This is a genomic window from Paenibacillus sp. UASWS1643 (assembly GCF_008693195.1).
Classification (GTDB): domain Bacteria; phylum Bacillota; class Bacilli; order Paenibacillales; family Paenibacillaceae; genus Paenibacillus; species Paenibacillus amylolyticus_B.
This window is the reverse complement of record NZ_VXKZ01000113.1, coordinates 345,671-358,071: the sequence shown is the minus strand read 5'-3', so window position 1 is coordinate 358,071 and position 12,401 is coordinate 345,671. Positions and strand designations below refer to the sequence as shown.

11 protein-coding genes are annotated in these 12,401 nt (G+C 47.6%); 6 read left to right on the top strand and 5 right to left on the bottom strand.

Translation table 11 applies throughout. The annotated features are described in order from the left end of the window. Positions 1-429 precede the first annotated feature (429 nt). The 4 genes from FE296_RS21855 (at position 430) to FE296_RS21840 (ending at position 6,510) form a co-directional block, all read left to right on the top strand. Positions 430-3,141: a beta-glucosidase gene (locus FE296_RS21855; protein ID WP_150366294.1), complete on the top strand. Its 2,712-nt coding sequence runs from the start codon at positions 430-432 to the stop codon at positions 3,139-3,141. 148 nt (positions 3,142-3,289) lie between these two features. Next, positions 3,290-4,858 (top strand): glycoside hydrolase family 30 protein, encoded by a 1,569-nt coding sequence (locus FE296_RS21850; RefSeq protein WP_150366333.1) that lies wholly within the window; start codon positions 3,290-3,292, stop codon positions 4,856-4,858. A 154-nt stretch (positions 4,859-5,012) separates the two neighbouring features. Next, positions 5,013-5,477 carry an acetyltransferase gene (locus tag FE296_RS21845; protein ID WP_411860594.1) on the top strand — a complete coding sequence of 155 codons (465 nt, stop codon included), beginning with the start codon at positions 5,013-5,015 and terminating at the stop codon, positions 5,475-5,477. 46 nt (positions 5,478-5,523) lie between these two features. After that, positions 5,524-6,510 (top strand): WXG100 family type VII secretion target, encoded by a 987-nt coding sequence (locus FE296_RS21840; RefSeq protein ID WP_150366293.1) that lies wholly within the window; start codon positions 5,524-5,526, stop codon positions 6,508-6,510. 264 nt (positions 6,511-6,774) lie between these two features. Here the strand turns inward: FE296_RS21840 and FE296_RS21835 are convergent, their stop codons facing one another. From FE296_RS21835 to FE296_RS21815, 5 genes are all read right to left on the bottom strand, one after another. Beyond that, entirely contained in the window at positions 6,775-7,563 is a 789-nt protein-coding gene (locus FE296_RS21835) for a formate/nitrite transporter family protein (RefSeq protein WP_017690511.1), read from the bottom strand. Between the two features lie 82 nt (positions 7,564-7,645). After that, positions 7,646-8,047, bottom strand: coding sequence for a hypothetical protein (locus FE296_RS21830; RefSeq protein ID WP_150366292.1), 402 nt, complete (start codon positions 8,045-8,047; stop codon positions 7,646-7,648). Beyond that, positions 8,044-8,574 (bottom strand): hypothetical protein, encoded by a 531-nt coding sequence (locus FE296_RS21825; RefSeq protein WP_190945427.1) that lies wholly within the window; start codon positions 8,572-8,574, stop codon positions 8,044-8,046. The genes FE296_RS21830 and FE296_RS21825 overlap by 4 nt, the downstream gene beginning before the upstream one ends. Beyond that, positions 8,574-8,813, bottom strand: a complete 240-nt coding sequence (locus FE296_RS21820; protein WP_124117344.1) for a bacteriocin immunity protein — start codon at positions 8,811-8,813, stop codon at positions 8,574-8,576. Before FE296_RS21820 ends, FE296_RS21825 begins: the two co-directional genes overlap by 1 nt. Positions 8,814-9,210: 397 nt before the next feature. After that, positions 9,211-10,200, bottom strand: a complete 990-nt coding sequence (locus tag FE296_RS21815; RefSeq protein WP_150366290.1) for a quinone oxidoreductase family protein — start codon at positions 10,198-10,200, stop codon at positions 9,211-9,213. Between the two features lie 181 nt (positions 10,201-10,381). Here FE296_RS21815 and FE296_RS21810 point away from each other — a divergent pair, with 181 nt between their 5' ends. Further along, positions 10,382-11,242: a LysR family transcriptional regulator gene (locus FE296_RS21810; protein ID WP_150366289.1), complete on the top strand. Its 861-nt coding sequence runs from the start codon at positions 10,382-10,384 to the stop codon at positions 11,240-11,242. Positions 11,243-11,295: 53 nt separating this feature from the next. Beyond that, on the top strand, positions 11,296-12,396 hold the full coding sequence (locus tag FE296_RS21805; protein ID WP_150366288.1) for a threonine aldolase family protein: 1,101 nt from the start codon (positions 11,296-11,298) through the stop codon (positions 12,394-12,396). Positions 12,397-12,401 lie beyond the last annotated feature (5 nt).

The following is a 12,401-nucleotide window of genomic DNA, read 5'->3' as shown; positions in this document are numbered from 1 at the left end:
AATAGACTTTGGACCCAGAGTGTGTCGGCATATTCCTTAATCTGATAATTAATTGAATTAATTGGTTGAATGGGAGTGGGTCGAACTGACTGTTTTTAAAAGTAAAGAATTTGTTCGAAAGTAGTTACGGAAATGTAAATAATTCGTTTTCTTTTTTTGTTATCTGAATTATTAATATGGTGATTCCAAAGAACTAGGCTTGTTCTAATCGGTCATTTACCAAATTTAAGGGGATGTAATTCATGTTCATGTCGGCTATCGTTAGGAAGCGAAATCTGCTGACTTGCTTGCAGGCTGCAGTTTCAGAAGCCATGTGCAGGACGACCTGAATGCTTGAGGACTGGGATCAAGCCAGTTTGCATTCCCTTGTATACATGTATTCAATATGTGCACAAGAAAAATGATCAAGAGAGAAGGAGAACTTACAACATGAACAGAAGACTCAATCTGATTTTCCTCAAACGATGGTTTATGTTATTAATCATCGTGGCGGTTGCGGCTATGCCGCTGCACGCCTTTGCCGCGGAGGCGGATTCTGGGGCCAATCGGCCTTGGATGAACACATCTCTATCAGCGGAGGAACGTACCGAGCTGCTGCTCAAGGAGATGACGCTGGAGGAGAAAGTTGGATTCGTAACCGGTAAAGTAAATAACTATTATGGTTTCTATAATGATGGACTGGAGCGCCTCGGCATTCCGGCATTACAGATGGCAGATGGACCCGCAGGAGTACGTGTGGCAAACCCGGATGTACAGGACAAAAAGTCCACGGCATTGCCTGCACCCATCGCGCTTGCCGCTTCCTGGGATACCAATCTGGCCAAGAAATATGGCGATCTGATCGGTCAGGAAGCACATGATACAACACATAATGTAGTGCTCGGCCCTGGGCTGGATATTGCACGTACACCATGGGGTTCCCGGAACTTCGAATCTCTCGGGGAAGATCCTCTACTGGCTTCCGGCATGGGTGCAGCGTATGTGAACGGGATTCAAAGTAATCCGGTTATCGCTACAGCGAAGCACTACATCCTGAACAACCAGGAGACGGAACGTTTCACGACCAATGCAACAGCCAGCGAACGTGCGATTCAGGAAGTCTATGCACGTCCGTTCCAGGCGATGGTTGAAAAAGCGGATCTCGGTTCGGCAATGTGTTCATTTAACCAAGTGAACGGTACATACGCTTGTGAGAACAAGGAGATGCTGACCAGTGTCCTTCGGGATCAGTTTGGCTTCGAAGGGTTTGTCATGAGTGACTACGGTGCAAACTTCAGCACAGCCAAATCCGCCAATGCGGGTCTGGATCTGGAGACACCTGGAGAGCCGTATGGCAAATGGGGAGACAAATTACTGGAAGCCGTGAACAAAGGTGAAGTCAGCGAGCAAACCATTGATGAGAAGGTTAGACGTATTTTGCTTCAAATGTTCGATAAAGGGCTGTTCGATAACCCTGTAACGAATACACAAATCAATGCCAAGAAAGACGGCAAACAGGCACGTGAAATTGCAGAAGAGAGCATGGTTCTTTTGCAAAACAACGATAATGTGCTGCCGCTGTCCAAGAAAAACGTGAAATCCATCGCTGTCATCGGTCCGGATGCAGATAACGCATCTGCTGCTGGTGGAGGTAGCAGTCTGGTTAATCCGACGTATACTGTAAGTCCGCTTCAAGGAATTCGTAACCGTGCCGGTAACGGTGTGGATGTAAAATATGCTGCCGGAACGGATCCTATCTCGGCAGGAGATGCATTTAATGGACCATCCGCCGTACCTTCTACTCTTTTATCACCAGCGGATGCTCAGGAAAGTGAAAGAGACTATGGTACAGATCGCGCGGAATACGGCCTGCGTGCTGAATACTGGACGAATAAAGATATGGAGGGTAATCCTTCTTTGGTTCGTACAGATAATCAGGTTAATATGAATCTTGGATTCTACAACTATGAAGGTTTTAACGCACAATCTTCCAAGCTTCCGGTGACACCAACGAAGTTCAATGCCAAAATGTCTGCTCGTTGGACAGGGGCAATCACAGCGCCTCAATCGGGTGAATATAAACTGTCCCTGACGAGTCTAGGTTCTGCGAAACTGTATGTGGATGACGAGTTACTCGTAGACAATCAAGGTGAAACATTGAGTACAACGAAGAAAGAAATCACGTTTAAAGAAGGCGAGTCCCACAATATTCGAATTGAGTATCGTACGGATTTCCCTGTACAGACCAATCATGATATGGGTGCACAGGTTCGTTTTGGCTGGGAAGCTCCAGAAGACGCTGTGGATATCAAAATGCAAAAAGCAGTTGAGCTGGCGAAAAAATCCGATGTAGCTGTCGTGGTAACTCGCACGTATGACAGTGAAGGTTATGTAGACCGTTCCGACCTGGAACTGCCGAATAACCAGGAGCAGTTGATCCGCAAGGTAGCTGCAGCCAATCCAAAAACGATTGTGGTGCAAATGAGTGGTCGCGCTGTTGAAATGGATTCCTGGCAAAAAGAAGTGCCATCCATCGTTCAGGCTTGGTATGCAGGTCAGGAACAAGGTAATGCAGTGGCACGTGTGCTGTTTGGTGATGTGAATCCATCCGGTAAGTTGCCGGTGACGTTCCCATCAGATGATTCCCAGACCCCGGTATCCACTGCGGAACAATTCCCGGGTGTTAACGGGGTGGGCAACTATTCCGAGGGTATCTTTGTAGGGTACAAAGGATATGACAAAGAAGGCATGACACCGGCGTTTGCTTTTGGACACGGGCTGTCTTATACCGATTTTAATTATCGCAATCTGCATGTGAAGAACACAGGCAAAGGCGACAAAGCAACCGTAGAAGTATCTCTGAACCTGCGCAATACAGGTAAAGTTTCCGGTGCAGAAGTTGTACAGGTCTATGTTGGCAATCTGCCAACTAAAGTTGAAACGCCAGAGAAGCAGCTTGCTGGTTGGGCGAAGGTAGATCTGAAGGCAGGCAAGCAGCAGCGGGTCAACATTCAACTGGATCGCAGCGCATTGTCCTACTGGGATGAAACATCCCATGAATGGGTAATGCCTAAGGGTAAAGTCCAAGTGTATGTTGGCAGTGCATCGGATGATATCCGTCTAACAGGCAGTGTGAATATCGGAAGCAAGTCCGGTAAATAAAGTTCAATTAGGGAGATTGGAAGGTGTTCTCCCAGTGAAGTTAGTTATTTGTGTCAAATGCAGTTTGTTCTAATTCATATAGATTAGGAAAATGAGTCGTGGCCTAGTGGCCGCGGCTTTTTCCACAATGGAAGGAGAGTGAAGCGTGATGAACATAGGCTGGCGAGAGCATCCCAAACGATGGATGATTCTGTTAATCGCTGCTGTTTGTTTTGTCGGTATAGGAATCTGGCTTATCTTCAACCGAAGTGAACAACCTGCTCCGCCACCGGTTGTGGACAAACAGAGAACGGCCGAAGTCTGGATAACCACGGGAGATCAGCAAAATCTGCTTACACCACAGAAGCCCATTCCAATTACCGATCACCATGATGCAGACACAAGCTCTTCAGATTCTACAACGCAGGAGTCAGCCATTTCTTCGTCAGCGTTCACCATAAGGATCGACCCGGACAAGACGTATCAGACTATGGATGGATTTGGCGCAGCGATGACAGGTTCGTCGGCACATCTGATTAATCAGCTTCAAGATGAGAAGCAAGAGCAAATGCTGAAGGAACTGTTTACAACGGAAGGGCTGAACTTGGATATGGTGCGTCATACGATTGGTGCCTCCGATTATTCAGTGGATGAATTAGGCAAGGCTTCAAGCTATACCTATGATGATATCGAGTCCGGCACGGACTATGAGATGGAACACTTTTCGATCGAAAAGGATCAGGAAGTTGTGAATATGCTGAAACGTGTAGCTGATTTGAAACCGGATCTTAAAGTGCTGGGCACACCGTGGACGGCCCCGGCCTGGATGAAGTATGGGGAGAAGACCACCAACGGTTGGTATCTGGATTACAACGATCCCCAGGTGTATGAAGCGTACGCGAGATATTTTGTGAAATATATCATAGCTTATCAGGCAAAGGGCATTCCCATCTACGGGATCACGTTGCAAAATGAACCGGAGTTCACCTCGGATAAATATCCGAGTATGAGTATGGGCCCCGAAGAACAAGCGATGTTCATACGGGATTATCTCGGTCCGGCGCTACAGGATGCGGGACTGGATACGCGAATCATCGCGTATGACCATAACTGGGATCAGGCGGTCGAATATACCAGCAAGGTGCTCGGTGATGAGCAGGCTGCTGCCTATATCGATGCATCTGCTTTCCACTGTTATGCAGGTGATCCATCTGCCATGTCGGAAGTGCATGAGCGCTTCCCGGACAAAAATATCTATTTCACCGAATGTAGTGGTGGGGAGTGGAGTCCTGATTTTGGCGAGAATCTGAGCTGGCAGATGTCCAATCTCATCATTGGTGCACCTCGCAACTGGGCGAAGAATGTGCTGCTCTGGAACATCGCACTCGATCCGCAAGGTGGACCCACGAACGGCGGCTGCGAGAACTGCCGTGGGGTTGTGACGATTGACCCGGAGAATAATGAAATCAACAGAAATGTCGAGTATTATGCGTTAGGCCACATCAGCCGTTATGTGCGCCCGGGAGCTGTAAGAGTGGATTCCACGCAAGAACAGGGTCAGATCGAGAACGTAACCTTCCGCAATCCGGATGGAACGATGGTGCTGGTTGCGGCTAACACGGGTGAGGCAGAAGTTTCCTTTGATGTAGTTATGGATGGAGATTCGTTTCGATATATACTGCCTTCCCAGTCGGCAGCAACCTTCCGTTGGAAGCCAAAAACGGGGGTAGAACGTTGACTCAAGATTGGAAATTATCGGTACAGATTGAATGATGGACATGGTAAAATAAACGTAGAGTTATTCCAAATATGATGTATTAAACAAGTCCGGTCCCAGGATCGGGCTTTTACATAACCTTTTACTTTTAATAGAAAAGGAGAATACGTTGGACATGTTAGTCGTTGCATTTCGGGAACAGGATCATGACAAGTTGGTTGGAATCTGGGAGAGTGCTGTGCGGGCAACCCATACGTTTTTGGAAGAGCATCACATTCAGTTCTACAAAAAAGTGGTGAGTGATGTGTTGCAACAAAAACAAGTTGAGATTTGGGAAGTGCTCAATACGAAGCAACAACCCGTGGGTTTTATTGGTGTGAATGATAACTTTATCGAGATGTTATTTGTAGATCCGAGCCAACACGGACAGGGTCTAGGACGTCTTCTAATAGACCATGCCTTTAAAATCAAAGGCCGTCACCTCAAGGTGGATGTTAATGAGCAGAATACTGGGGCAGCCCGATTCTATGAAAAGATGGGATTTGTACAGATGGGGCGGTCTGAATTGGATAGTTCCGGTAATCCGTTTCCACTCTTGCATCTGGAGATCAAACAGGAAGAGGCCGAGAGATTGCCGTAATGGATAGACCATGTGTTATAAATGACCAGGATGAGGAGTGTGCAGGATGACACAGATCAAGGTGACACCGGAACAACTGGAGACGGTCAGTGGGCAGTTCGCTCAGGCACATCAGCAATTATCGGGCTTCATGTCCACATTGGACGGCAAGATGAGTGTCATGCGCAGCAACTGGGATGGCATGGAGCGTGAGCGTTTTTATAACGATTATTCAACGGCTCAAGGCACGATGAAATCTGTTCTGGAACTGGTTCTGTCCATTCAGTCGGAGCTTAAGAAAATTGCCGAGCGTTTCCGCACGACAGATGAGGAGGCGGTGAGCCAGGCAATTATGACGGCGCTGACCGCAGCGCGGGCGCTATCAACCATGGGCAAAAATAAAGGCGATGATCTGGACAAAACGCCAGGTCCACCAAAGAACATGGATGAATGGGATGAGAAGGATGCCGAGAAATACCAGAACTATGAGGAAATGCTGAAGAAAGCCAAAGAGATGGGTGACGAAGAACTGGCGCAGCAGATTCAGGCCAGCATGAACATCATTCGGCTTCAGTATGAAGATGTAATCTATCAGACTGACCCCAATACGGGCAAGACGGTGAAAATTACCGAGGATTCCATCGTAGGTACGTATCAGGTGAAAAGCGACAAGGGCGAAACGACCACCATCAGTCTGGATAAACAGGGTAATGTGGTGGACTATAGCAAAGATACGGAAAAGTATAAGTATTCGGAGCAAACGCACACGACCAGTCAAGGCGAGCATCTCTTTGGCAAAGTGGCACAAACGGCTACAGCCTACGGCATTGGTCTGCTGCTCACAAGCAAGACGGGCTCTGCCTTCACGGAACATGCGACAGGACTAGGTTCATCCTTCGTCGCGGACAAATTCCTGTTCTCCGTGCCGGAGGAAGGCGAGACACGTACGATGATCTACCGTACCAATAAGGAAACGGGCAAAATGGAAAATATGATCGTGGTCACGCGTGGCGACAACGATATTGAATATACTCCGTGGCGGGATTACTTCTAAGCCACGGATGGAATTCGCAGGCGGGCAACGCAGGGCTACCTGATTGCGGCCAGCTTGCCGACCCGCGAGATGGGGGCCATGTGTGTTCATGTGACACATGGCTAAAAGCAAGGGGCAGGCGGCTTATCCGTGAGCCTACCCATAGAGAAACACCCCGGCAACCTTCTCCTGAGATGGGAAGGTTGCCGGGGTGTTTTGGATTCTCCTTACCGATTAGCCACGGTCAACGGACCGGGCTGTAAGGAGATCTTTTTTTGCCAGAGATTAATGCGTCTCTTCATCCAGAAAGGGTTTGTTCACCGCATAATACATGAAGCCCATCAGCAACACACCACCCACCAGATTACCCAAGGTCACGGGAACCAGGTTGTGAAGCACACCTTCAAATGAGATCGTCCCCGGGTGGTTCAGCACAAGTGCAATCGCGAACGTACACATATTGGCGATGCTGTGCTCGTATCCAGAGATGAAGAAGCAGAATACAAAGAGCATCATGGCAAACATTTTGGCTCCATTCTCCTTCATGAACATCGGGACAAAGAACGCCATACACACAAGCCAGTTACACAAAATTCCCCGGAAAAAGAGCTGCATGGTCGGAACTTCCATTTTGTGCTCCACCACGCTTAACAGAAAACCGTTCACCTGAGATGAGTCGAACAATCCGGTCAGGTAGATTAACAAGGCAAACACGGCTGCGCCCATCAGGTTACCGCTATAACTCGCAATCCACAGCTTGATAACTTCGAACCAGCGCAGTTTTTTGCGCAGCGCCGCATACGTGTAATAAAACGTATTGCCCGTGAACAGGTCACCCCCGCCATAGGCGATCAGAATGATGGCCGCGCCAAACGTAATTGCCGCCATCGGATAGGTAAACGGGGACTGCTCCATATAAAAGAAGTTACCTGTCTTAAACGCCACGATGACGCCGAATCCGATAAACATACTGGCCAGCATGGAGCGTGCGAGGTACCTGATTAAACTTTGTTTGTAAATCTTGTGTTTCTTCAGAGCTAGTTGTTCCACGTTGCGTAAAGCTTCCGTTTCCATAATTCTCCTCCAATAGCATGGTGTCTTGCTTACCATTATAACGAAATTATGGAAATTGGGGAGGGGAAACTTGGATTACTGATTATTTAACTGGATACGGATACATACAGGATCTTAGGATCTCAATCTTTTGTTCCTCTGTTCGTTCACGCGGTGCCAATTCTTCTGCATAGGAACGCTCCACCTTGGCGCGCATAAAACGCTCCGCATATTCGTTTGGACGAGAGTGGAGTTCTTTGGCGTACTCACCAAATGAGCTGACATCCCGTACCTTTTCCAACACACTGTTCAGTAGCGGACTGCCTGCATAGAGCAAGGAGGCCGTCTCTTCAGATTCAAACTTGAGGAACAGAATAGCTTTCTGTAGGGCGTTGATTTCACCTTGGGTGAGGTAAACAGCCTTCGTAGCATGCTCTCCTGATGCTTCTGCTTCTTCTGATGCTTCTGATGTTCCCGGTGTAAATGGTTCATGGTCCTGATTCATAGATCATCACTTCCTGATATGGAATGCAGTTCTCGCTTTGCGGAAGCGCCGAAATGCGGATGAGATTGAAGAGATTTTAACGCAAGGACTGTGCCCGCAACATGTTTGTGAGCAGTAAGAATAGCAAAAGCTGCACCTTGAAGTAAAATGTAGGCATTCCCCGACAATACATCCTGGGCCAACGTAATCTCAGCTTCCGTAGCAGGTAACAAGGCTAGAGTCTGTAACGCATAGATCTGTACATCCTCATCTTCTTCAGTGTCACGAACAAGTTGTGCGGCAGCATGACGAATTTCATCCAAAAGTGAGGAAGACTCTGCCATGCCCAAAGCTCGCCATGCTTCGATACGGATGAGATCCTCTTCATGTGTATCCATACCGATAGATAGAACTTGATGTGTAAGTTGGCTATCGGTTAGTTCGATCAGATCACGAAGTGCCTGGATTTTCTCTTCACCACTGATTTCGTTAAAATCAGGGTGTTCATTGTTGTTATGATTGAAATGATTCATATCAGACATCTGCATCATTCACCTCCTGAAGAATATGAAGATGGGGGCGGAAGAATGATCGGACGAGCCGCCAACGCCTCCTCTACAATCTGTTCTGGCGTCAGGTCTCGATCATCCCAGTAAATCAGGTTACTGATCTCAGCGTGAGGCACCTGTTGTTGTAGCTCCGTCAACATGTCATCCAACTCGGCTTCGCTTCCTTCGGCGTCCATTAGTTTGCGAACCAATTCTATCAGATGCGAACGATTGTTCATATGTATTTACACCTCCTGAATAATTAATATCGTGAACCAACTATTCTTTCATGGGCTAATTCAAAGGATCATATATAATGAGCACCGGAAAAAATTTGGGCTCAAGCATCAGACTAATGAGTTGTTCGTCTTGATCAGTATATGAAATGATATAGTTCCCGAAATGAGACTCGTAGTTGAAGTTTTGGAATTGAAAGGAATGTTCGGGATACTTTATCTTCACATATAACGTAGTAACTCCTCGGGCTAAGGTTTCTTTTAACATAGGAATTTGGGCCACGATGATAATAGCAATAAGAACAATTAGTATACGTTTAGCGAGACGGGTCAGATGGATTCACCCCATTATTGTAAATCAATTTTCAACAATTCATGAAGGCCCATCTCAAAATGGATGTCACTCCATAAGGATAGCCAGATTACCAAATTGCTCGCCTTTTTCCATACGTTCGAATGCTTTTGCTACGTCTTGCAATGGATATACGCCATCAATTACAGGATGTATATCATGTTGCTCCACCCATTGTAGCATCTGGACGAACTCCTCACGGCTGCCCATAGAGGTACCGATCAGACTGACCTGCGGGAAGAAAATAGAGCGAATAGGAACAGTTAGATCATCCCCTGAGCTCGCGCCATACATCACGATACGTCCACCTGGTCTGATTATATCAAAATATTTTGGGAACATGGCTTGTCCGATGCTATCCAAGATGATGTCTACAGGTTCCATATCGTTCTGCATACACCAATCGGCATGACTATCCAATGCATGGGTAGCACCCAAGCGCAGTGCCTCATTTCTTTTGCCTTCACTTCTGGAGGTGACAGTCACTTTGGCACCAGCCGCAACCGCCATGAGCAGGGCATAGGTCGCTACACCACCACCAATACCGGGAATGAGGATATGTTCACCTTGTTTCAGTTCACCGCGAGTGAATAAGGCGCGATAGGCCGTCAGCGCTGAAAGGGGCAGCACACCTGCTTCCTCCCAGGATAGGTGGGCTGGCTTAGGCAGGGCATTTTCAGCAGGCAATGTTATATATTGCGCGAGTGTCCCATCCGTAGGACCACCAACAATATCGGGCACGATGGGTACGTTACTTGCAAACTCCCAACCGAGCGTAGGATGGATAATGACTTCATCACCTATCGCGAACCCTCTAACACCTTCGCCAATCGCAACAATGATACCTGCCCCATCGGAACCGGGAATAAGCGGGGTGTCCTCGCTTCCACGTCCTGCCATAATGAAAAGATCCCGATGGTTGATTCCAGCGGATTTCAATTGGATCTGCACTTCCCCGGCTTCGGGTACCCGAGATGTTGACTCTGTATATTGAAGACCTGCAAGGCCGCTCTGGCCCGAATGGACAATAGCTCTCATGTTCAATATTCCTCCTGTCTGTGTAGCCAGATTTCACTACTGAGCCTCATTGTACAGACGGAGCAGATTCACGTAAAATGAACAAAAATGATTGTCAGTATCATTGAAAATAATAGATAAGCACTTTGCACGAATTAGATGATGCAGAATGCCGATATAACGACGAGCAGGTGATCAGTGTATGGATGCAGGTGATTTGAAAATATTTCAGGCGGTTGCCCGCGAAGGTAGTATCAGTAAAGCTGCACTCGCACTCAATTATGTACAATCCAATGTAACCACGCGAATCAAACAGTTGGAGACACAGCTACAAGTACCGCTGTTTCATCGTTCCAATCGGGGGATGTCTCTTACACCAGCGGGCGAGAATCTGCTTGTGTATGCGGATAGAATTTTGCAATTATTGTATGAAGCAGAGCAGGCCACGCAAGTGGGGAATCCGCCTTCCGGCATGCTTCGTCTTGGTGCCATTGAGACAGCAGCTTCCACTTTCCTCACGCCGCTCCTGGCTGAATACAGTTCATGTTACCCGGAGGTACAACACTCGCTTGTCACGGGTGGGACCCATGAGCTGAATCAGAAGGTAATTCAACATGAATTGCATGGGGCGTTAATATATGGCCCAATCGATCATCCTGATCTGAACTATATGAAGATGTATGACGAGGAATTGGTGTTGATCGCCGAACCTGGAGTGCATGAGATACACGAGTTATTGTCCAGGCCGATGTTGTTTTTTGAGATCGGATGCACACATCGCACTCAGGCGGAATCCTTTTTGAAAGATCAGGGTATCCGCTCACTGCGCATTATGGAATATGGAACACTGGACACGATTCTGAATGGAGTATCTGCCGGGCTCGGTGTATCATTGCTGCCGCGCTCTTCAGTTACCAAAGCAGAATTAAGAGGTGAGATCGCGGTGATGTCTTTGCCAGATCCCTATTGCCGGTTGGAAGTAGGATTTGTGTATGCCCGTGGTGAACATATATCTAATGCGCTAAGCGCTTTGGTGGAGGTCATGAAAGAACCGGAACTATAAGAGGTTGTTCAAAAGTTGACTTTAGAACATGTACTATAAAGGAGTGATTGATCTTGGAGGATACTACGTTAACATTGGCCGATGCATTTAATCAGGCAGACTTTATTATTGGTGGTCATGGCAGTCGCAAAGTCAAGGTGCTTCAGAACGTACTGGAGCAGATCGATGGGGAGACCTTCAGTGACCACTACGGCAACGGCCCCATCATCGAAGAATTTCAGCAACAGATGGCGGACGTTCTCGGCAAGGAATCGGCAGTGTTTTTCCCAAGCGGAACGATGGCGCAGCAGATTGCATTACGGATCTGGTGTGACCGCATAGGAGTAAAGCGAGTAGCTTACCACCCTCTGTGTCATCTGGAAATCCATGAGGAAGACGGATTGAAAGAGTTACACCAGATTGAATCAATTTTGCTGGCGGACAAGGATCGGTTGATTCGTTTGGAAGATGTACAAACGCTTGATCAGGACATTGCCTGCCTGCTGTTGGAACTGCCACAACGCGAGATTGGCGGGCAATTGCCAGCATATGAAGAACTGGAAGCGATCTCGGTCTATTGCCGTGAGCGCGGGATTAAGCTGCATCTGGACGGGGCACGCCTGTTCGAGATTACTCCCTATTATAAGAAGACACCTGCGGAGATCTGTAGTCTTTTTGATAGCGTGTATGTTTCCTTTTACAAAGGAATTGGAGGCATTGCGGGGGCTATATTGGCGGGTGATGCGGATGTGATGCAGGAATCGAAAGTATGGAAACGTCGGCATGGGGGCGATCTGATCGGCCTGTATCCGTATATTCTGAGTTCCCAGTATTATTTTAATGAGCGGATTGGCAAAATGGAGCGTTATTACGAACAGGCTCAAGAACTCGCCTCCCTCTTGAATGCCTGTCATGGGATACATACGTTGCCAGAGGTGCCCGTATCGAATATGTTCCATGTGCACTTTGCGCTCCCTGCTGACGAAGTTGAACCGATTCTTGTGCAAATGGCTCAGCAGCATGGCATAGGCATGACTGCATATCTGAACAAGACGAGTGGGAACAGCTGTGCCTTTGAATTGTCTACGGGTGATCGTTATGAGAAACTTCCCCAGGATCAGGTGCGTGCAGCACTGGAATGGCTGGATCAAGAATTGCGTACACAGGTGAGATAACAAGC